We start from the raw sequence: 24,203 nt of genomic DNA, 5'->3' as shown, positions 1-24,203 counted from the left end.
TCTATTTAAGTATTTATTTCTTATTTGAAATTAATACTTTTTTACTAACTGTTAATTCATCATCTATGATATGCAACAAATAAAGACCTTTACTAAAATTTGAAATATCAATCTCCTTTTTAATACAATGTTCAGAAAACTGTAGAAGTAATTTACCCTGACTATCAAACAAATTAAACTTATACTTCTTATGAATAGGTAAATCTATAATTATTCTTTCTGAAGTTGGATTAGGGTATATTTTATATTCCCCCTTTTTTGTTAGGGGTAACCTTTTTTGTTTTGTACTATTTATTACTTCATCTTTTTCTTTAGCCTCTTGAGATTTATAATAACTACGGTTATACTTTGGTGGATTCCCCATATGCAAAATATCTGTTATACCATCTCCATCAAAATCTCCAAATTTCAAATCATTTATTAAATAACCACTTGCTCCTAATACAACCTCAGAGTTAGAGGTACTTAAAACTGTAGTCCAATTTATTCCATTTGCGGTAAACATATCCTCTATTCCATCTCCATCAAAATCTTTAACATGCTCTTCATTTGTATAGGGCCCATTATATATACTTTTCCATTCACTAGTTCCATTAGCACTTCCCTCAGAAACCTGCCACCAATTCCCATCCACTTGTCTTAATACATCTGAATAATTATCATTATTATAATCTCTAATAACAAGATCGTTACTCTTATAACCACTGGACGTGTATATTTTCCATTCAGACATTCCGCTCCATGAAACTAACCAATTTTCACCATCTCCTCTAAAAAGATCAGTTTTACCATCACCATTAAAATCTCCTAATAGTATTGGTTGATCTGCCCCATAAAATAATGAAGAAGAGATAATATTCCAATTACTTCGTCCACTCCATGAAACATACATCATAGTTATAGTTGAGTTAAACTTATTGTTATTCACATTCATTTTATATTTAGAATTATCGATATCACCATAACAATGATTCCAACCTTTAGTAGTTGGGGTTGAATAAGTCAACGAGACATCCTTTTCTAAGGGATATTTATTTTCATGACTGTTAGATGAATTAATATCTTCCCATGATGAAGTACCATTTAAACTTCCATATGAAACGGTCCATTTATCATCAGATACATGATGCATTATATCATCAAAACCATCATTATTAAAATCCTTTATAATTAAATTATCAAGTTTATAACCACTTGTTGAATATTTTACCCAATTTTGAGTACCTCCATAATTCACCCACCATATACCTCTATCTGCTCGAAAATAATCTATTAAACCATCGTTATTAAAATATCCTTTTGCATATTTTTGTTCTATAACTTGATTGTTTATTGCTGTCATTTGGATTTTAACCGCATGCTTTCTTGAAGAATCAGAAAAATAATTATTGTAAATAGTTGCTTGATTTTGTGGAATAGCCCTTATTTTAATTGTTGGATAAGTAGATTCTGGTGAAGAGTTAACATCTGGTCTATCTCCTTTATATAGAAAAGTATTATTATGAATTAGTACTGAATTCCCTGCAAAATTACATGTTGGATCTAAATAAAAACAATCATTATTTGGGTCATTATTATATTTATTAGAATGCATATCAAAACTATGATCTTCTCCATTTGGTAAAATCAAATTATATGCAGCAGTATATTTTTGCCCTGATTTACCAGATCCAGCAATACTATGTCTATTATAATCAAATTTATTATATGCAATAAGTGGTGTTGAATCCCCATCTACTTCAACACCATAACCATAACCAGTTCGTGAATTATGGTGTATAAAATTATGGTGTATTTTAGTAGTTTTACCTGTTTTTAATTCTATCGCTGAATTTGGCCATCCTAATAATTCACAATTATCAACTTCTAAACCTTCTCCACGTGAACTTATTCCTCTTGAAAGTATATCTACAGCTTTAACATCTTTATAAGGTCCTTCAATTATTAAACCAGTTATCCTTACTATCCCTTTGGTTATAATAAATGGATCACTTGATAAATTACCTATAGACTTAATTATCTTACTAATTTCTGTGTCTTTTGTTCCTCTATTACCTGCTAAAATAACTCCATTAGGAATGTTTATTATGGCATTTTCTGGAACCTCAATTGTACCATTTACATATATTTTTTGTTTACTCTTAAGCGCTTCAACTAAATCTCCATAGTTAGAAACACTATAAAAATCTGAAGTATCATTAATTACTTTTGAATATCCTATTCCTCCACCAACGGGTCCGCTTGGCAAATTATATTCTTGAGAAAAAACATTTATACTACAAATAAACGCTATTACAAATTTTAAGTTTTTCAATATCATAATTTTTTTCTAGCAAAACTAAGCATTAAACTAATATATAGTTACTTAATTTATAAAACTATTAATTAAACTATCTATATCATGTTCTTCTTTAATAGTATTAAGCCACTGTGCTGTATCATTATGATCTAGAAAGCTATTAAACGCTTCTCTAACAGTAATACGGTTTTGTTCGGGTAAATCTTCAATTACCTCAGTTAAGTTATCTAAAAGATGTGTTGCTGATATTTGTTCTTCACAAAGTTTGAAAGCTATTTTACCTGTGATTTCAAGAAACTGTAAATAGTTTTTTTTGGTTGTAATAGGTGTATTAATCCTTAATTTATTAAAAACTTCCTTCACAACTCCTGCAGTTTGTCGCCCCCAAATACCATCTACCAAAATTTCTTCTTTATAAATATGTTTTAAAACTAATTGAAGATATAATGTTTCAGATTTTGAATTTTCATTGTAATCTACCGGTACACTAGTATCAACATGCCAATGATCTTTATGGTTTGGGTAATGATAATTTAATACAATTCCAAAATGCTTTCTTAAAAAAGACTCTATACCTAAGTACAATTCTTTTTGATGTACAAAATTCATTGTAACCAAGGTTTTATCTTTCCAAAAAATTGCGTCTAAATCAAACGCCTTTCCATGACCGTGTTGCCCTGGTTTATTAACAAATATTCCTGCCGTAGTTATTACTTCAGGGACTCCTAATGGGCAATTTTCAAAAACTTCTTGCAAAGCTTGTTCCAATACTTTAAAAAAACTTTCCTCTATTAAAAAATCACGTTGCTCTCCTCTTGTTCCATAAGGGTGATTAGTTAATCTTGCATAGTGCAAAGGAATACCGTTTACTTGATTTATTTTTTTCATAATTTATTATTTTTATAGTTACACAATTCTAAAATAAATATTCAGTTTTCATTAGTTTTTTATAATGAAATAACAGAAAATCACATGCTAATATTAATTGTTTTACCTTCTTTTGAATACTCTCTTTTTACACCTTCTAATAAATATTTCCTTTGAATTTTATTTTTGTTATTTGCTATGGTTTGTAAACAAGCATATTGAATAATATTTACAATATTTGACCCTGTAATACTATATTTTTTTGCTAGTTCTTCAACTGTTATTGATGACTCTAACTCAATATTTACCGGTAAATTCTTTCTCCATAACTGAATTCTCTCTTCATAACCTGGAGCTTCGAATTCTATAATATTATGAAAACGACGAGTAAAAGCTGAGTCGATATTATTTTTAAAATTCGATGCTAGTATAATAAGCCCTGGATGTGCTTCAATACGTTGCAACAGATACGACACTTCTTGATTTGCGTATTTATCATGAGCATCTCTAACACTTGTACGTTTACCAAATATAGAGTCAGCTTCATCAAAAAACAAAATCCAATCTTGATCAATAGATTTATCGAATAACTTAGATAAATTCTTCTCCGTTTCTCCAATATATTTTGATACTACCATTGACAAATCTACTCGATACACATCACGCTCAGTATACTTACCCAACAAACTGGCCGTTAATGTTTTTCCTGTACCAGGAGCACCACAAAACAACACTCGATATCCTGGTTTAATTTTAGCTCCCATACCCCAATCGTTCATTAACACTTCTTTATAAGCTAACCAATTCTCAATTTCTTTAACATCATTAAGCGTTTTTTCTTGTAATACTAAATCACCCCATTCCATATCAGTAGTTATTAAACTTGCTGGGAAATCTTGACTTAATTGTGGTTTTAATTCTTTTCCTGTTAAAAATAAATGAACATATTCTTCTGCAAGAATTAATTTTCCACTCAAAAAAGGCTCTCCCTTTGGTACACTTTCTAGCTCAAGAATTCTTTTTTTAAATAAACTACTCTTATAAAACAAGTAGTCAATTAAATGATTTCTGTATTCTATCTCTTTCCCTCCTAAAATATACAATGCTGTTTCACCCGTTGGAATAACACCTCTATAATTTTTTCCTTTCACCCCTCCAAACTCTGGAAACTCACCTCCATGAGGAATAAATTCTGATAAAATATCGTTAATGAAATTTGCTGAAATATGAGGAACTAAAGCTAACATTAACAACACTATTTCATCAGGGGAAAATTGATTTTTATAAATAAATTGCGATAATTCTGAATCATCCAATTGAAATTCAACCTCAGTATCAATTATATTATCTTCACTTAGATCTGCTTTTAATCTTTTTCTTATTCTGAACGCTAAATAATTATAAAAACTTGTTTCAGTAACTACTTCCAGCATTTTATTATTTTCATTCATAATTCTTTATTTTTTAGAAGCTAAAAACTTATCTTTTGTATCTTCAAAACCTGCATCTTCTCCTACATTAATTGATTTATCAGGTTGCACTTTTGTTTCTGCTTTTTTCTCTCTTTTATCATCAGTAATTTCTGTCTGTAAACCTGAAGCAAAATCTTTTCCTAAACCAGTAGATTTGTAATTAATGCTTAAAAACTTTGCAGGAACTCCAGTCATATCTCTATTTATAGATTTTTGAAGTGAACTTATTAATTTATCTTTCGCTTTTTTATCATCTTCGTCTTTTACATACTTTATTTTAGAAGTATCTTTATCAAACTCTTGAGCTAATAAATTTTTTAATTTATCTGGGCTATTTTGATCATCTGTAATTTTAGCCGTTGCTGTTAAATCATACTTCTGCTTACTTTTTTTAAAGTGAGCTGCCATTTGATTTTCTACATTCAACATATCTTTTGTATTGTAATCAGGAGAAGATGGGTGAATATTTAAAGATGAATTTCTACCAGAACCTCCAAACTGATCTCCAATAATATGCGCATTATGAAATACACTTGCGCTATCTGTTTTACCTCTACCGATACCACTTGGCTTGCTTGATAAATTTTGTCCATGTACTTTTCTTGTTTGCACTTTATTTGGAATGCCTTTTTCTACTTGATCATAACTAATTTCAACTGTAAATTTTGGTCCTTTTTTCTTATCAGCTGTAAGTGTTTCGTAGGAAGCTATATATTTCCCTTTGGTGTCACTTTCTATTACAATTTGTTTAGGAATAAAATTATCATGTTCTGGTTTACTACTAGTACCAGCCCCTTCTTTTAATATTTTTGATGAACTTTCAATTGTTAAAGCAGGGTTAGACTTAGCTTTTCCTGCTGCTCTTTTAATTTGTTTTGGTAAGTTTGGATCATCAACAGAAAAGAACTCGTACCCAACTTTTTTTGCCTCTTTCTCAAAAGTTTTATTTAATTTTTTCCCAGACTTTATGTAAACATTTTTATTCAAATGTTTTTTCAAGAATTCTTTCACAACTTCGTCTCCTTCAACCATAATACCAGCCATCAGCTTAGATAGAGCAGTCATTTTAGTTGTTAAATCATTTGTTAATGATTTTTGTTTAGCTTCTGGAGCTTTTTCAATCTCTTTTTTTAACTGTTCTGTTTCTTTATGTAAACTAATAGCATTTTTAATATCTGCTTTTTTACTCTCTTCTGCTACTTTATATTTATGATTCAACATTACTTCAACTGCAGTTGGAGTACTAGCAACCATCATCTTTGCACTTTTACCTTTTCCTTTATAATACAGAGTATGTGACTTTCCATCTTTAGCTTTAAATTTTTTCTTCTTTTTCCACCATTGTAACAATCCTTTTACTCCTTTTTTAACCTTAGCTTTTCCTTTTTTGACTAATTTTTTAAACTTCTTTTTAGCTTTCTTAATCATTTTTGTAACCGCACGATCTATACGTTTACGTACTTTTTTAATTATTTTCTGTACTTTTTTCACAAGCCCCCCTAAACCTATTAGTTTAGCAAAAAGACTTATAACAAGTGGTAATAGCATTGCTAATCCTTTTTCAATTGCTTTTGCAACACCTGCTACATTACCACTGGCTAACGATTTAATAGCTTGAATTAATGATGGAATTAACATAATTGCAGACTGTACAAAAAATACAATAAGATCTTTAATTGCCATAATAGCTTTTATAAACCCTGCTCCTGGAATTAATAAACTTAATAACCATTTTATACCGGCTTCTATTACTTGCGTAATTAACATGCTCTTTATAGATTCTATAATAGTTTCTTTAAGATCTGTAAACTGCTCTTTGATATATTCCCAGATTCCAGAAACTCCTTTTTCTCTAATAATCTGAAACATTTCAAAGCCTTTTTCCATGGCTACTACCATTGGTTCACCCATGAGTAGTACTGATTTTTTACGTACAAAATCCCATGATAATCCAAGTACTTGCATTACCAAACTGAAAATTCCTTTGAGACTAAATAGATTATCTGGAATGGTAATTCCTACTGGCCCCATAGCCCCTGTCAACCACGTTACAAAACCACCTAACATGTGTTTTTGAATGTTAGCCATAAACATATCAATTCCTTTTCCTACACCTTCAAATAATGTAGTAACAAAACCTATGGGATCTTCCATAATAACATCCATAGCATTTTGAATTTCTGCTAATAATGTTGCTATTAAATCTCTCAATTTTTTAATGGTTTCTATAATACCATTTATAAAACCTAACGCTGCATCAATAAGACCTCGATTTGCAGCTTTCATTTCTTCGATTCGTGCATCAACAGCATTTAACCCTTCCATGTATTGCTCTGCCAAACTATCAATTAATTCATCTTGTTTACTATTTACAGAATCTTCTAATTCGTCAAATTTATCATTGATTTCTTCTGCGGCTTCTTTTCCTAATTTTTGAAGGTTTTGAGGCAACGATGTTACATATTCCTGAACTTCTTGTTTACCTGTAGTAACTCTTGTTTTGGCTTCAGTTAACTTAGTTGCTACATACTCTGCTACTTTAGTTATTACCTTATCCATCGTATTAATATACTCTTTACGACCAGTAACAAAGAAATCATTTACTTCATCTGGCATCCCAGCGAACTTATCTTTAACCCATTTTAACTTTCCTGACACACCACTATAACGCCTCGCTTTATAAGCTCTCATTTTAGAAGCTACATGATTTTCAAATTTCATTTTAGCGAGTTCCGTTCCTGCTTTAAAAGTTGCTTTTACAGTAGTATCTAAATCAGTAAGTATTTTTTCAACAGCTGTTTTAGAGTTTTCATAAATTTTATTTATTTCAGTTGCAATTCGGGTACGTTCCGAAGTATCTTTCCCACCAGTTTTTGTTTGTGATCCTGTAACCTGAGTTAATAGTTTACTTCTATTTTGATGCATTTCTGCTAAACCTGCTTGCTCTTTCCCCGTTGCTCCAGCTTTTGCGCTTTGAAGTACTCCTTTTTCTTTTTGACGTAATTGTGCTGGCGCAGTTGCCGCATCTTTTTTAGCTTCATTTTTAGCATCTAAACCTTGCGTAAAAGATGGTTCGTTAGATTTTTCTAACTGTTCATCAGTTACTTTATTCATTGCCATTTGTTGGTCTACCTCAGCAACATTATCTTCAAGTGGTTTATTAACTTCTGCATTTCCTCGTTTTGGAGGCATTGCCTTTTTTGGATTTGCCGTTGCTGGTTTATTCCCTATTGGAGCCGCAGGTAATGGTGTTACTTCTCGTTGTGGTATTGCTCCAACATTGGGCTCTTGTTGTGATGTTTGTTCTACTGGCCCTGCTGCTGCAGTTTTTTCATTTTCTACATCTTGCGTAGCAGACTGATTTACCTCATCAATATTATTATTCTCATCAAAATTAGCAGCTTCATCTTGATTTTTAGGCAACTGCATTCCTTCAATGCGTTTCATTAATTTTGCTTTAAAATCTACCGCATTAAATGTACCTGGTTCTGCTTCAGCCATTACTTCAACCTGTCCAGATTGTGCCATACTCACACGTTCATTCTCTGGAGAAACCGCAGCACTTTGTGCTACTGATGCTGACGTTTTTGAATCTTCGTGTTGTTGTTGTTGTTTTGATGTTTTTTTTAGTTTTCCTTCAAGCTTTTTAAAATTCGGATCTTCTTTTGGATTTCTTGGTGTTGTTTTTTCTGCGACTTTTTTACCTAAAGCTCCTTTTTCTTTTTCACCTTCAGCTTTTTGTTTTTCTTCTTTATTTTTAGCTTCTACCAATCCTTTTCCACCTTTTCCTTTTACTACATCTTTTATTGTATTTTTACCACTGCTGCTCTCTATAGTAACTTGTTTTGTACTTACCTCTTTTACGACTAATTCATCTCCAGTTTCTTTCTCTTTTGAATTCTCCTTACCTTCTTCTTTTTGTTTATTTTTAGAATTAATTACCGTATCTAATCCTTTTGTTTGTGCTTTTGCCGCAAAGAATTTTGGTGTTTCTTTAGTTTTCTTATTTTTTTCTTGCTTTTTGTTTTTTGTAGCTTCTTGTTGATCTTCTGACTTTACCACCTTTAGTTTAGGCTGTATAAAATTATTCGACTTTGAAGTCGATGATGAAGATGGTTTACTTGAATTATTTTGTTTAGCTACAAACATTTTTTATTTTATTTTAGGTATTGGAGGTATTAAACTTTTATCAATCAATGAAGGGTCTTTTTCTATTTCTTTAAGGGTATTAGGGTCAAGGTAAATACCTTTTTCGTGTGCTGCATAGTTTTGTAAACCATCTATCATTGACGCACCATAAAATTCAAAAATTTCTGCTACGGCTTCATTTCCTTCATCATAAGTCGAAGTAAAATTACCCTCAGCCCCTTCTCCTGGTAATGGATTATTTATCACCTGTCCTTGATTATTTTGTATAGCATCTATACCATCTAAAGCATCTCCATAATGAGTAAATTCATTTATCAAAACTTGATTCAAACTTATACTAATCGCATTTTTTTGCTCAGCAGTTGCATTAGGGTTAGAGAGTACTTCTTCATACTTCTCTACTAGTTTATAATTTAGTTTAATTGTATTCCCTTGATAAAAATATTCTCCGTTTTGATTTGGGTTCGAAAACTCTACTAATTCTATTTTAGGACCATTTCCATTTTCAAAATCAGTTGTTTCTTTAATTTTTTCAGGAGTTAAAATACCAACGGAATTTTTAAGTAAAGCCTTTTTTATTTTTTCACTCCCAGTTAAATACTCTCCAAAGTGATCATTCATATAAGCATAAAAAAAAGGAAATGCTGTTTTATATTTTTCTAAAGTATTTTTATCTTTTTGATTATTAGCAGGAACTGCTGAGTCAGGTTTTCTTTGAACCTTCTTTTGTACCATTCCCTTTTGTTGAATAGTATGCGTTAATTCATGAGCTAATAAATGCTTTCCTTCTCTTGAATTAGGGTTATATTTTCCTTTATTAAAATAAATATCATTTCCATGTGTAAATGCCTGCGCGCCTATTTCTTTACTCATTTGAGATGCGCCCAAATCATTATGTATTTTTACGTTATTAAAATCTGCACCAAAGCCTGACTCCATTTCACTTAGCGTTTGAGCATCCATTTTTTGGCCTCCACTTCCTTTTCTTAATTTACCTTCAAAAGAAGACTGTGGTTTAGCTATTGATTTTGAATTTTTTATTTTAGATTGTATTTCTTCCTCTTCTTTTTCTTGAATATTTTCCTCTTCCTTTGTTTGAACAGATTCTTCTTCTTGCTTTTGAACTATTTCTTCTTCTGAACTTTCCATTTTCTGGATTAATGGTGTTACTTCAGATGCTAATGATTTCTTTTGGATCTCATCATCCACCTTTTTTCTTTGTAATAAACCTCCTTCATTTTTACTATTAACCACTTTATCAGCCATTTTATCAGCTTCTACCTCATACTTATCTCCAGAACTACCCATTTTTAATTTTGTTTGGATATTTGGTTTAAAGAAAAGAGAGTCTTTTTTTACTATTTGTGGTTGTATTTTTCTTATTCTTCGTTTCATTACATCAATTTTAAAATTACCAGTTTGTAAAAATTAACCCCTTCATCCATGGTAGTTTACACATACTATAATTCCATGGTAACTTATCTAACAATATATCATGCACTTTTCTTTCAATAGTAATATTCGGGTTATCTTTAGTTAAATCTAATTTACCTACCCTTTGTATAAATTCATTTCTAATAAGATCTGGAGACGATTTTTTAAGCACTTCCCAATTTTGAGTTACAGCTTTCATTAGTTCTTCTGCTTTCTCTTTTAATTCTTCAGACAACTTAATATTTCTAGGTATTGAATGATTTATTGGAACATTGCACAAAAATTTTTCAAAGACTAAATTACTCTCTACCTGTCTTTCTTTCTTTGTAGCTACATAATGTAACAAGTGAACTGCTTGAATTGGTTTTATTATCTTATTCTCAGCATTTAAAAAATTACACGAATTAAAAAACTGCTTTAAAAATGGATGTATTAAAATTAACCCTGCGTTTTCTACAAAATATGATTTTGCTTGATTAGCAACTCCTGTTTCATTTTTTACTATTTGAATATTTAATTCATCAAACGACTCTTGAATGTTAATTCTCTCTTGAACTATTAATTCACTTTCTTCATTCTTCTTTAAACTTTTGTTTACATCTAATTCAAACTTTCTTTCAGTTTTCTTAAAATTATTAGAATACAATCTATCATGAATAATTCTCTTTCTATTTTCTAGAATTTCATCCTCTTTAACTGTTTTAGAGGATTCATTTTCTTTCCTGTTTTCTGTTTTATTCTTTAATTTCTCCTTTTGTTCTTTTTTATGTGTTTTAGCTATTTTTTTTTCAGAAGATTTATCTACGTTTAATTTATTTGTTACTGTATTAGTTTTTTGATCAACCACATCAACCTTATTTTCCTTCTTAATTTTCACATTCTCTTTCTCAAAAAGAAGTTCTTTATTTATACCACCCTTTGACAAAACTTCAGACTCTTCCCTTGGTTTTCTATTAGTACTACGATTGATTTCTTCTGTCTTCGAATTATCATTTATTCTATTGAACTCTTCTTTAGTTGATTCTTTTATTTTTTGAAACCCTTCTAATTTTAAATTCTCTTTGTTTATTTTTGTTTTTAAAACTAACTCTTCTGGCTTTTCAGGCAAAAAACTTCCCTTTTCTTGAAATAATGACTTCTCCTTGTTTTTTAAAAAAAAGTCTTTTTCTTTCTCTACATCATCTATTTTTATAGCCTCTTTTCCTTTTTTAAATATTTGTTCTTTAATATTTTTTTCATTTAGCTTATCTCTACTAGAATTAACAAAATCTTCTTTTTCACTTTCTTTATTCTCTTTTAATTCTGGCAAGGCTGCATAAAAAAATTCTAAAACATAATTTAAATTACTCTTCTTACCTAAGTCATCTCTAGTTATATTAAATCCACCTTGTAATTCTGTATGCTTTTCATTTAATTCAATACCTATTTTATTCAGCTGCTTTTTATCTTTTAATTGAATATCATTTTTTTCAATTGCTTTAACTACCTTCAAAAAATCTTTTACCAATACTGCTTCCACAACATAAAACCATATGCTTTTTCTCTTTTCTTCTGGTATTTTTTTTGCTTTAGAAATGAATGACAAAACCTCATTTAATCCTTTTGGTTTATTTAATATCCCTAGAAATAACAAACAAAGTTCATTATCAAAAAATTGATTGACTAATCGTTTTTTTACTTTTTCATTTTGAATAGCTTTTAAAAACTTAATTTGAAAATTTTCGTTTTCGGTAATTTGAAATAATATTTTTTTAGAAAAAAAATCTTTATTATTATTATTCCACCAAGGAAAAGTGCCATTCTCTAAAAAATAAAAGAATGTATTTACTTTAGAATTCGAAACAGTTACTGAATTAATTTCCAATTCATTCATCTCAGGTTTATTTAAAACTGCTTCTAACTTTTCTAAAAACTGTTGTCTTATTTGTTGTTTTGTATTTTTAAAACATAATGATTTATTTCTTTTTGACACGTTAACTTCAATAGCCAGTTTCGATATTTGTTGAATAATCATTTCTGAATTTGATTCAACTTCTAACGAATTAAAATATTCATTGATTAGAGGAAAAACTTCTTCCTGTAAAAAAGCTTCCATTGAATTTTTATATTCATTCGCTACTTTTTTACTTTTTGTGTTTACCTCAACAAAAACTTTTTCTATGCTATGTTCAGTTTTCGCAATCATAGCTTAGTTATTAAATTCTTGGTTATAAAATTCTTTAAACTTTCAGATTTATTGATTTCAGCGCAGTTTTCTAAAAATGTTTTTAAAGAAACTATTTCTGGTAACACGTCATTTATATCTAACTTAATTCCAGATTCTTTAAAGCCACTTAAATCTGTATCAATAGTATCCAATATATTTTTTAACCTAGTACTTATATTTTTCTCAGCATCTTCTAAAGTCTTTACTTCTTGACAATGAAGAATACTCATAAATAATTTTACTTGGCTTCTATAATATTTTTTAAGAACACTACTACTTTTATCTTTATTTAATAATACAGAAGTATTATCTAATAAAATTAAAAACTGCTTTTCTAAAATTGAATTCTTTGAACCGTTTAAATAAGCAGATAGTTCTTCTAATACCAAACCATATAACCCTTTAGTTGGTATTATTACATTATCAACTATTCTTTTTATTTCTAAATCATCTAACTCAATTAATTTATCTTCCTCTTTAAAGGTATTTTGTTCTTGAATTAAAATACTTTTAATTTTATCCTCACATGTCTTTTCTTTTGGATTTCTAATTTCAATAGTCTCTGTTTTAGTATTCTCATCACATTTGCTAAACACAGTCAATGATACTTCAATCGTATCTTCATTAAAATTGTTTAAGTCTTCAGTTATGGTTACTCTTTTAGTTTGAGGATCTCTCTTATCTCCATTGATAGTCCATACATATTCATCTGCTTTTTCAGAACTATTTGTTAATGATAACTTCTTGGTAGTTTCATCAAAACTGTGAGTAAAATTAGCTTTAGGCGCTGCTATTAAATTAGCTGTTCCTGAAGCAAAAGCTCCAATAATATTAATAGTCACTACTCCTGATTTTGTTATTCCTGAATTAGCAGGAATGAACTCCCAAATTTTATTATCATTATTAAACTTCACATTTCCTCCTGACAGCTGTACCCCTTCATAATCAGGCTCAACAGTTACTTTATACGGAGTATTATCGTTTAAACAATATGTTACATCAGGTAATGTTACTGTGAAATTTGGAAATGAAATACTTTTAATAAATTCAGCAGTTGATGAGCAACCATTATTATCTGTAATGGTTAATGATATTGTAAATACATTTTCTGCTCCCTCTTTAATTAACAACTGTGGATTAAACAATTCATTACTAGATTTTACACCATTAACATTCCATCCATATGTTAAACCTACTGGTTTAACACCATCTGGTAATACTCCTTCAAAGGCTGCTTCGTAAAACAATTGTCCGTTTTTCCAAATAAATCTTGACTCTTTTCTTTCTAAAATTGAAATTTGTTTTACTTCATGAATTACAATTCTTGCATTGGTTGATTGTCCATCTTCTAAAAACTCTATAGTTTGTTCAAACGCTCTAAATACAGCCACATCTATCACTAACTCTTCACCCTCAATTTTTAATCCTTTGATATCATCTCCTAGAAGTGTTATGCCTCCTTTAACATTAGAAAATTTAATTCTAACTGTTTTTTCAACCATAGAATCTAAACAATAAGAAGGCTGAATGGCTAATTCAGAAGGAGTAAATGTGTCAAAAATTATCGTTTTTATTGGAATACTTTTTTGACATGGTCCCAATGAAATTTCTAATACTGGATTAACTTCATTAGACAATTCACTTATTGGTAATTTATAATTTTCAATAACTCTATTATTTACAGGAGAGCGTTTTACTTTTGTTCCATTCCCCATAAAATCCCAACTATAGGTAATTGAGTTAAAAAACTCTTCATTTACAAACTCAGTATCTTTCCATTCTAAAACATAAGTAACTCTTGCTAATGTTTTCTCTTTATTATACTCAATAGGTTCTTCTATACCAACAAACAGTTCTAATTCTGGGTATACTATTAATTCACAATCTGTAGGTTCATCATTTACCGTAAACTTGATGGGTTTAGCTAATGCACTTTTAGCTATTTTAGTAATATCAATTTTATACTTATTATCATTTGGATCTTTAAAAACACCAGATTGAATATCTTTAGGTAGTATTGCTTTCACCTCTCCATCAATTGGCCTAACTAAAAACTCTAAAGGAACTACTTCTGTATCTTTTTTCAAACAAACACTTTTTACAGGAAGACTTAAAAATGCTGGTTCTTTAGGTATCACAAAATTTACTGGAGTACAATCTGAACAACACATATATGGCAAAGAAAAATCTGCAACTACAGTATTTTTCAATGTTGCGTTATCAATAATCACTTGATTTTCATCAAAAAACAACCTTTTATTACTGCCTAAAACTGCTGGATTAAACATTTGAAAAAAGTATTCATCTTTAGGTACTAAATGATCTTTAATTGAAATTTGCATTCCTACTGAACCGTCTTTGAACATTAAAGTTTCTTCAGCCTTAAGGATTTTAGACAAACCTGCTCTAGACCATGTTCTATTTAAAAAAGTTGAAAAATTGCTAACCGTTTCAGGAAGTGTTTTCCCCACCAAAACGACATCTCTATCTAAAAAACGTTCTTTTTTAAAGTCAAAAAAGTTACGGTCTACAAACGAAAATTCTACACTTGAATTTTTACTCCATAAATTAATTACTCCCCCGTTTTTATATAAAATTTCAGTGTTACCTAATACTTTTTTTTCTTTTTTTGGAAATTCTTCTAATTCTTTTCCTGTATCAATAGGTTGTCTTCTAAATACAATATTTAACACTACATCATCAAATGTGTTTTTATCAGCAGCATTTTCTGTAACATACACCATTACAAAAGTTCCTCCAGGCATAACACCTGCTTTATGCTCTAACCCTGGATGTTGTTTTACAAATTCAGAAAGTTGTATTTTCTTTAAAATTTTCTTCTTTCTTTTATCTATTTCTACAAGTAGTGTCTCTAATTTTTTTCCTGAACAGCAAACAATTGACAATTGATTTATTAATAAACCCAATATTTGTTTAATTGTTAGTTTTAAGGATGTGCTATTATACTTTGCTTGTAATGTTTTTACTTGTTTACATAGCTCTTCAATTGTTAACTTATAATTCACTAAAACATTAGTATCAATATCTCGTATATTTAATGGCACTTTAGCATCTAAAACATACGCATGCACCAGTGTTTCAGTAACGTCTTTTAAAATAAAATCGCTTAATTCTGGTTCTTTTTTCCATAGATCTTTATCTCGAATAGCTACAGTTTCTTTATTTAACGCTACAATAATATCACTTGCAGATCCTTTTTTATTTTTATCAAATACTTGTTCTATCAAAAAACCAAGAGAGTCTTTATCTTTAGTCAAACTCTTTTTAATTATATTTTCTTCTTCTAAAAAAAGTTCATATTCTTTTACACTAGTAACATATTGGTGTTTAACTTCTTCTTTAAAATCTAACTCTCTTGAGAACCTTTCTGTACGATCCATTAGAACAGAATCAACCATTAATTCTTTGTCAAGAAAATCACCTTTGTTTTTTCTAGAAATAACTTTATCTACCTCTGAATTAACTTTAGGGTCTGTTAATTTGAATGCTGAAAATGTTTTGCTTACTTCTGATAAAATACAATTCTGTTCTGTTCTCCATGCATTCAAAAGCATTTTCAAATCTTCAAACTCACACTCGTATTTATTAATATTAATATTTTGTTCGGTAGCATTAATTGAAAGTGTTTTAACATCAAAACTTAATCCATTATCTTTTTTAAGTTTTAGTATTTTTTCTAATGCCTCTCGATACATTTTACCTTGATGCCCTTCAATTCTGTAAAAATCATTTTTATCTATATTGTATGATAATGGTTTTTGAATAGCTAAGGCTGAAGACAACTTACTTTTATGATAGCTTAAATTTTGATTTTCCCTGTAATTCTTTGTTTTATTGAAATCCCATTTCTTTAAAAAATCTGAAGAGACATTGTAATAAAAAGGAATAGCTTTGTCACTTAAAAAAGTATGAGCTTGAGATGGAGTAATTACAATTTCTCCTGATTTTTCTTTTCCTATATAACTATTAGCTATAGCAATTGCTCTATTTATTAAAAGCGCTACTTTTTGAAGATTTTCATCTTCATTACCTATAATAGTTGATTTATAAAAACGGTGGCGTAACTCTGGATATACTGTAGCTTTTTTTAGTTTACCAAGCATAATATGTTTAGGAAATGCTCCTATACTCGGACAACAGTTTACATTAATATGAAGTAATAGTTCCTTTATTTCATTATAAGTATCTATTAAATCTTTTAAAACATCATATCTATATTGAAAATCTAAAGGAACAGCTAAAGAACTAAAGCTAAACAATGATTTTATTTTTGCTGAAATTGAAGGTTTTTGAAATTTTGATAGTAATACATCATATCCTAAAATTAAATCTGTACTAATACTTTCGTCTTTAACAACGTCATTAAATTGTGCTTTTAAATCAGAAAATGTTTCAGTGTTTTTTTCATGTAATACAACTCTTTTAGCCTCAACTATTGGTAATTCATTATTAATTTTATACCAATTATGCTTTAAAAAAATAGCATCTCTAGTAGCTATAGCTTCTAAATCTTCACTATCTACAAGTAGTACACGTAAATTATTTATTTGCTCTATTCCTTGATTATCACAGGTTAGTTTATTACATAATACATCTTCTTTTGAATACTGTTCTAGATACAATAAAACAGTCATTTTTTGTATGTTTTCAAAACTTGCTAAATCAGTATACGAATCATCCTTTTCACTATGTAACTCCCATAAATTAAACTGCTTTTCTTGAGAATTTAAAAAACGTGGATATTGACCTTTATCATCTTCATATTTTTTAAAAAATGAAAATGTTTTTGATTTAATTTTATTTGCTATTAAATCAAAAAACTGTACTAAATCTCCATCAGTTGTAACCGCAGTTCCTTGAGTAATTTCAATACTAGTAACTGCATTTTTATCAGTATTAAATAGAGGTAATACTTCAAAACCACAAACAAGTCCTACACCACTTAAACCTAATTTAGATAAACGATTTTGATCTTCAAAATAATCAATGAATGTATTTAATTGTTTTTCAGTTAATACCTGATTTGCATTAAATTTACTGTACTCTGTTGTTATATCTTTTAGCTTTAGTTTAGTTTCCATACCTAATAAGTTTTGGCAGTGTTAATTAATAAACACGTACTATTTTTATGACTTTATTTCTTTATTATTTTCTTTTTCTACTGTTATATTTCCTATACTAGATTGACCTAATATGATTCTTCCATCTAAAGCTTCATCTTCCGCATTACAATCTGTTAATCTCCCTACAGGATAAATAGTATTTAACTTTTGCATTGCGTTCATTAAATCTTGTAGTTCATTCCCTTCTATAGGTTGTTTTTGTTCCGAATTCGTTTTAGCAAACAAGTATTTTTTATAAGAGTCTTCAAATTGTAGCAAATCGTTATCATCATCTGCAACTGTACCTTTTCGTTCTCCTACCCAACATATTCTTGGTAGAACATGAGCTGGCAGTTCTTGCCTAATAACATCTTCCATGTAGCGTCTAAAATCAGGGTTTGAAAAGCGATATGTATAACCTGGAAGTACAATACTTACTCTATATGAATATGGGTCTATTGTTCCACAATCTGCACAATCATCTGCACAAATAGGTAAAAAGTTTACTGAATCATTACTATTTACATCAGGTCGTAATAACATATGCTCTACTAAAAACATTCCTTCTTCTGTAAAATCTTTTTTCATAAAAGAAACTACAGTAAGTAATGCCTCTTTTAAATCATTAAGACTCGTATGATACTTGAATTGTTTTGCTATAATATAATCAGAACTACTTTCTGGTTTTTCAGGGTTGATAACATCAAAAGAATATTTTACTGGAATAGAAGGTTTTGAAGGTGTTGATTTATGTATTCTTATAAATCCTATTTCTGTATTATCTTTTATCCCAATTTCGAACGCTTTTTCTATTTCACTTTCACTAGTTTGAACTATTTGTAATACTGCAAAATATAATTCCTCTATAGCAAATGCCACCTTCGTATAGCTTTCTGTAGCTGACAATAAAATAGCACCATCATTATCTTTTAACCTCCATCTATAAACAGTTTTATTATGGCTATTTAATAAGTCATATACTTCAACGTTAGTTTCTGTTAAATGCCTTCTTTTTTCATTAGAAATCCCCATTAAACGAGCTATACGCTTTTGAAAACCTGAAACATTATTTGTACCCCATAACCCTTCTTCAGATTGTTTATAATAATTAAAAGCCAATCCCCTGTCACTACTTATTACTTTGTAATCTTTTAAAAATGCTTCTTTATTTGATAATACAATTTCATCAGTAGCAGTTCCATACAAAGCTTTCATTATAAATGTGTATTCACCAAATCTTTCAGCAAAACGTGCTAATAAATGATCTAAAATAGAATTTCTTCTTTCTATATTATTATCAAACTGACCTAATAGTAATTTTGTTAACTCAGCATCATTTGATTCTGGGTATTCATTAGCTATGGATTCAAAATCTTTAATATCTTTTATCGCTTGCGTAAAGTAAGTTCTTTTCTCTTGCCCACTAACAGACAATAGTGTTCTTACCTCTGATAAATGTTTAAAATAAGTTGCTAAAATTTGATCAAAGAAAGTTAAATATCCTTTTAATTGCTTTGCTTTTGATTTTCTTTCATTTGTAACATGAACAGACAATCCTTCTTGCCCAATCCCATACGTATCTGGAAAATCATTTTGAATTGTAGTATACTCATTTGATGCCACAACATTTCCTTTAGGAAGTGGTAAATCTTTATCAGTATCAGCTATTTTTTGCGCTTCTTTATCGTCTTCTTTTAGTTGTTCTAAATATGTATTTACTCTTTCATAATTTAAATTTAAAGGAAGAAACCCCTTACTAAAATTAAAAGAACTCTTATCACATAAAACAGGTTTTTTATCTTTATCAATACAAACTACCCACTTGTTTTCTTGAGTTAAACTCTCATCACAAAAACCAACTGAAATATCTTTAATAAGCTTAACCCCTTCTACATTCATAATCAATTTCATTATATCTGAAAGGCGTACTTCTTTTCTTAAATCTGCATTTTTAAGTTCCTCAGTATTAATAAATCCATTTTTTAAAATAGGGCCATCAAATATTTCATCAGTAGTATATTCTTTATCTAACATTTGCTGAACAGAATAAACTTGTAATGAAGGCGATAAATAATTTTCAATTTCAAACAGAATAGTGGCATATATCTTTTCTTCATCTGCTTCAGGAACTACATCTACATTAGCACAAATAGCTATTGGCTGTTCTTCTACTTGTTTTACTTCAATTAAATCTTCACATAAATTTCTATTTTGATGATATATTGTTTTAATAGTTGAAAACAACTCATCTGAGTACCCTTCTTCTAAATCAACTAATAAAGTGTACAGCCCTTTTAATTTGAATTTCTTTTGAAATTCTGGTAAAATATTAGTAAACTTTTTATAGGCTAATTTGTTGTTTTTACAATCTACATGTACTTGTTTATCATAAATTCGTAGCCAACAATTTTTCACTCCTTTTATATCAATAAATAGCTTTCTATAATCTAACTCATTAACTGGTTTAGACGGAAGAATTTCAGAAGCTTTATAAAACTGAGCTTGTAATGATAAATCAGGGTTTTTAGAAGCCAACAAATCTTCTAAAGGTGTATTCATTCGCATTCCTAAATCAGTAATTGCATAGCATAACATTTCTAAAATAGTGACTCCTGGGTCGTGAGAATTAAAATCAGTCCATAACTTACCTCCAAAACTTTCTAGATAAGAAATCCCCTCTTTTCTTAAAAAAGAAAAATCTAAATCATCTTTAGTAGTAATATTTTTTGGAATACTTATAGGTTCGTTTATAACTGACATGTTTGCTCTATAATTTTTTTAGTTCCTTTACAGGTAGTTAATATTGTGCTTACCGTATGTTTTTTTGCTGATACTACTATTGACTTTGGATTACTAGGTGTAATCTTATAAATAGTAGCATCTCCATTCATTTTTACATTTTGTAAATAATCTACATAGGATAGTTTTTCTATATAATCAATCAATACACTTTTATGTAATGTAAGCCCAAAAGTTATTTCTTTTGCTTCATCATAAGCCCAAGGAGATAAAAATTTTGTGATATCTAATTTTAATTGTTCTGTATAAAAATTATCGTCAAAACCTTTATAGAAGCTAACCTCTAATCCTATACTTACCTCTTCATAAATAGGGTTCATTACTACTGCATTTACATGTAATGTATTTAATGAATTTATATAATTAGTAATACTATTTAATGTTGCTTTACTTACCCTTGGTTGATAAATATCAAACACATTTTTATTTACTGTATCAGGAATTACTACAAGTGTAACATGACCTGCCGCAGTAAAACTTGTTTTTGAAGTATGATTTAAACATTTTACTTTATAGATTTCAGGAAATTGTTGAAGAATTAAATGCTCGTAATCCCAAAGAGTTATAGCTCTATTCTTATGGCGAAGACGTTCACTAATTCTTCGATAGAAATTATCGTCAGACTCTAGGGTGCTTCCTCCAAAAGTATTATACGGTTGTGATATCGATTTAATTTGTGGTATACGAGTTACCATTTTCTTTATAGTGTCACCAGCTAATCCGTTTTTTAAATGACTTACTTCATTTTCATTATTTTTAAAAGTAGCAAGAACTGCCTGAGCATGAATATTAATAACCTTACATACTGCATCAAATGATTTATTCATTTGAGCTTTTATCCAAATATATCCTTCTGGTAATAGTGTATTATTTAAACTAGCTTCTTTTGGTATAGAAAATTTTACAATTCCAGATTTTAAAAAGTTATCGGTATTATTAGAAATAATTTCATTTTCAAGGCTTTTCCATTTATTATTACATAAAATTGACCAGTTTACTTTTTCATTTTCTTTAAAACTCTCCACTTCTGGATTTTCACTTCCTTCAAGAACTTGAATCAATAAAGAAATATTTTGCTGAGGTTCTAGGTTTTCTATTCCTAAAAATAAATGTCCTCCCAAACAGTATTTAGGAACTAAAAAAGTTTGAATAGTATCTTTATCAAAAATATCTATAATATTTTTTTCTTCTTGTAAGTATTTTTTATGTGCATAATTTTCTTCATGTTCTCCGAAAGGATGCTCATGAAAAAGTTGAATTCGATTTTCATCTTTTCTAACTTCTGACACTAGAATAGTTTCTTCAGCTACATAATCTACTGTAATTGTTTCAACCAAAGGAGTGTAAGGCTCATTAGGGAGATTAACATCTTTATTTTCAGAACTAACTGCCAAAGCATACAAGCGAGGATATAAATCATGAAAAAAAGATTGTTCTAATGTTAATTTCAAAGGTCCTGCTTTATGAACATCATAAGTATTACTTGAATTTATAGCTGTAAAATTTCCAGTATAAAAAACCTCATCTTCATCAGCTTTTTCTAATACCTCTTTAGTAAATATTTTTTTTATCTCTCCTATTGTTTCATTCGCTTCACCAGCTGCATGTAACATTCTTTTTTTTGCCTTGAAAAATCCTTCATTTTCTATTAGTAAACTTCTATTAGCTATAGCTTTTGCTAACTCTTCCCCATATGTTTTAATAGAAGAGTAGCTTGATTTTTTTAAATACGCTTGATACCAATTTTTGAAATCTTCTGGAGTATTTTTCCAACGTAAATTAACTGAAAAACTTGTCCATTTTTTAGAAAACGCTTCTTTATAATCAACACTAAAGTTAGATCCTTCAATAGGTCGAGTGGTAAAAGGATGAAAAGGTTTTTTACTCTTAACCAAACCATTATCATTTTCAACAATTAATGATTTAGCTCCTTCAACAACAGTTTTTATTGTTATTTTATTAACTGTATTACTTGCTAAAAATCTATAAAAATCATACCCCGTATTATTAGATATATCAAAAACAAAACGAACTAATGGATGTGTTGTTTTATATTTTTTTAATAGAAACTCTTCTTCATAATTTACTATCGCTTCTGTATCTTCTCCTAAAAAAAATGTGAAACTTATTTCATCAGAAACTTCTAAATCACCATCATTTGCATCATTAATTGCTATTAGAGTAGGCTCTATCCATTTTTCTTTTCCACTTCCATACAACTTTAAATTTTCAATAAGCGTATCTACTTTAAATGGTTCTTTTTCAAAATCAGTATCAAATTTAATGGTTATCGTTACTACTCGTCTTCCTTCTTGGAGCCATAACATAGGGGAAGCTACACAAAACCCCATTTCTGCGTCTTGTAATTCATCTACATTTTTACCACTTGATGGATACCCAAAAGGGTGCCAATACGGTTCAGCTTCAAGAAGCGGCTCAGCTATACCATCTTTTGTATTCGCTACATGACTTACTTTTATCTTTTTTAAACTATTAGAATTTTTATTATAAATAGTTTTTATAGCCCCTACTTTGGCTTTGTTTACAATTAGATCTTCATCCGTTTTATACATTAAAGAATTTCCTGAAATATCTTTTTTTGCATCTAGTAAGGTTTCCTTTTTAACCTGTTGATTCGTTATTTTTTTAGCTAATTCAAAAATTACATGCGCTTGATCTGGTATTGCTTCTTTATTATTTACTTGAAGAATTTCTTTGTAATAAAAATCTAAATGACGTTTCGTTAACTTATTAAACCTTTCTTTTGAGAATTCTAACAACTTTAAGAAGCAAACAAATAAAGTTAAATGTGGAGAAAGTCTAGCTTCTTTCGTAAAATCATTAAGTATTGTTGTTATATTTTCTTTTAGCTTTCCATATTCACGAGTACCCCTAAAAGGCACTTGAGATGTTGTTAGTTTGTTAAAAAAAACTTTCCAATTTCCAGATGCTACTTCATGATTTTCTGTAGAGAAATAATTTAATTTCTCAGCAAAATTATACGCAAATAAAATCCAATCTTCAATCGTAAAATCATGAAGTTCGAAATTTTCAGGATCTAACGCATCTATAGTACGCTGTTCTTGTCCTGTTCCGTTTCGTTGTAATATATTAGGAATGATTTTACTCATGTTTTTTTTAATTTATATCAGTTCCTTCTCCTTTATAAAAAGGAAACACCACATTGGTTCTACTATTTGTAGCTCTAATTGTATACTCGATTTTTATAACTAACATCCCTTCTAAAGGATCTGTTTCTGAAACATCAATATGAATTACATCAATTCTTGGTTCATGGTATAATATTGCAGTTTGAATCAGTTCTTTTGCATAAGTTATAAGTGTTCTGTCTAATCGTTCAAAAAGTAATTCTTGCAGGTTACAACCATAATTTGGTAATAATACTCGTTCACCTAATCGTGTGGTTAATAGTATTTCTAAACTACTTTTAATATCCTCTTCATCGGATATCATAACTACTTCTCTTAAATCATTAGAAAACTCAGGAGGAAACCCCCATCCTATTCCTAAAAATGCTTTTTTATTTTCCATCATTAACTATCCTATTAATACTGTTGGTTCTCCTAATACTATTGTGCCTCCATGTGAAGTACTATCTCCCATTCTTGCCGCTGGCATACCTCCTATTAATACTGTTCCTGAACCTGCTACTATACTATCAGGTGGTCCAACACAAACTGCCATATCTCCAACTCTTGCAGCTGGTAAACCTCCAATTAAAACTGTTGGCTCTCCTGCTGGTAAAATTGGCCCTCCAACATGAGGAACCACTCCTGTAACCATAGGGCAAACATGCATATCTGTAATTCTTGCTGCTGGATTTCCCATTTACT

Annotated in this window: 11 protein-coding genes; all 11 read right to left on the bottom strand. The window is 29.4% G+C overall.

The features are described 5' to 3' along the window. Positions 1-13: 13 nt before the first annotated feature. Positions 14-2,314: a T9SS type A sorting domain-containing protein gene (locus tag DS884_RS17340; protein ID WP_158530873.1), complete on the bottom strand. Its 2,301-nt coding sequence runs from the start codon at positions 2,312-2,314 to the stop codon at positions 14-16. A 51-nt stretch (positions 2,315-2,365) separates the two neighbouring features. Beyond that, complete coding sequence (locus tag DS884_RS17335) at positions 2,366-3,187, bottom strand: hypothetical protein (protein ID WP_093869966.1); 822 nt, start codon at positions 3,185-3,187, stop codon at positions 2,366-2,368. 80 nt (positions 3,188-3,267) lie between these two features. Beyond that, positions 3,268-4,617 (bottom strand): ATP-binding protein, encoded by a 1,350-nt coding sequence (locus DS884_RS17330; RefSeq protein ID WP_233487181.1) that lies wholly within the window; start codon positions 4,615-4,617, stop codon positions 3,268-3,270. 6 nt (positions 4,618-4,623) lie between these two features. Next, a complete protein-coding gene (locus tag DS884_RS17325; protein WP_113787652.1) occupies positions 4,624-8,787 on the bottom strand; it encodes a DNA/RNA non-specific endonuclease in 4,164 nt (1,387 codons plus the stop codon). 3 nt (positions 8,788-8,790) lie between these two features. Beyond that, positions 8,791-10,182: a DUF4157 domain-containing protein gene (locus DS884_RS17320; protein ID WP_113787651.1), complete on the bottom strand. Its 1,392-nt coding sequence runs from the start codon at positions 10,180-10,182 to the stop codon at positions 8,791-8,793. Positions 10,183-10,198: 16 nt separating this feature from the next. Beyond that, on the bottom strand, positions 10,199-12,406 hold the full coding sequence (locus DS884_RS17315) for a contractile injection system tape measure protein (protein WP_113787650.1): 2,208 nt from the start codon (positions 12,404-12,406) through the stop codon (positions 10,199-10,201). After that, positions 12,403-17,529, bottom strand: a complete 5,127-nt coding sequence (locus tag DS884_RS17310) for a PKD domain-containing protein (protein WP_113787649.1) — start codon at positions 17,527-17,529, stop codon at positions 12,403-12,405. The genes DS884_RS17315 and DS884_RS17310 overlap by 4 nt, the downstream gene beginning before the upstream one ends. 45 nt (positions 17,530-17,574) lie before the next feature. Further along, positions 17,575-20,310, bottom strand: coding sequence for a hypothetical protein (locus DS884_RS17305; RefSeq protein WP_113787648.1), 2,736 nt, complete (start codon positions 20,308-20,310; stop codon positions 17,575-17,577). Next, a complete protein-coding gene (locus DS884_RS17300; RefSeq protein WP_113787647.1) occupies positions 20,298-23,480 on the bottom strand; it encodes a baseplate J/gp47 family protein in 3,183 nt (1,060 codons plus the stop codon). The genes DS884_RS17305 and DS884_RS17300 overlap by 13 nt, the downstream gene beginning before the upstream one ends. A gap of 7 nt (positions 23,481-23,487) precedes the next feature. Then, positions 23,488-23,904 carry a GPW/gp25 family protein gene (locus tag DS884_RS17295; RefSeq protein ID WP_317047344.1) on the bottom strand — a complete coding sequence of 139 codons (417 nt, stop codon included), beginning with the start codon at positions 23,902-23,904 and terminating at the stop codon, positions 23,488-23,490. Positions 23,905-23,907: 3 nt separating this feature from the next. Beyond that, positions 23,908-24,198: a PAAR domain-containing protein gene (locus DS884_RS17290; RefSeq protein ID WP_093869957.1), complete on the bottom strand. Its 291-nt coding sequence runs from the start codon at positions 24,196-24,198 to the stop codon at positions 23,908-23,910. Positions 24,199-24,203: the final 5 nt, after the last annotated feature.

Source organism: Tenacibaculum sp. E3R01 (assembly GCF_003318185.1).
Lineage (GTDB): Bacteria > Bacteroidota > Bacteroidia > Flavobacteriales > Flavobacteriaceae > Polaribacter > Polaribacter halocynthiae.
The sequence above is the reverse complement of the archived record's forward strand: the minus strand, read 5'-3'. Positions and strand labels throughout refer to the sequence as shown.

Excerpts from the sequence above, each read along its gene's own strand:
- DS884_RS17320 (WP_113787651.1), bottom strand. The coding sequence starts at position 10,182 with ATGAAACGAAGAATAAGAAAAATACAACCACAAATAGTAAAAAAAGAC.
- DS884_RS17310 (WP_113787649.1), bottom strand. The coding sequence starts at position 17,529 with ATGGAAACTAAACTAAAGCTAAAAGATATAACAACAGAGTACAGTAAA.
- DS884_RS17325 (WP_113787652.1), bottom strand. The coding sequence starts at position 8,787 with ATGTTTGTAGCTAAACAAAATAATTCAAGTAAACCATCTTCATCATCG.
- DS884_RS17295 (WP_317047344.1), bottom strand. The coding sequence starts at position 23,904 with ATGATGGAAAATAAAAAAGCATTTTTAGGAATAGGATGGGGGTTTCCT.
- DS884_RS17330 (WP_233487181.1), bottom strand. The coding sequence starts at position 4,617 with ATGAATGAAAATAATAAAATGCTGGAAGTAGTTACTGAAACAAGTTTT.
- DS884_RS17305 (WP_113787648.1), bottom strand. The coding sequence starts at position 20,310 with ATGTCAGTTATAAACGAACCTATAAGTATTCCAAAAAATATTACTACT.
- DS884_RS17300 (WP_113787647.1), bottom strand. The coding sequence starts at position 23,480 with ATGAGTAAAATCATTCCTAATATATTACAACGAAACGGAACAGGACAA.
- DS884_RS17335 (WP_093869966.1), bottom strand. The coding sequence starts at position 3,187 with ATGAAAAAAATAAATCAAGTAAACGGTATTCCTTTGCACTATGCAAGA.
- DS884_RS17315 (WP_113787650.1), bottom strand. The coding sequence starts at position 12,406 with ATGATTGCGAAAACTGAACATAGCATAGAAAAAGTTTTTGTTGAGGTA.
- DS884_RS17290 (WP_093869957.1), bottom strand. The coding sequence starts at position 24,198 with ATGGGAAATCCAGCAGCAAGAATTACAGATATGCATGTTTGCCCTATG.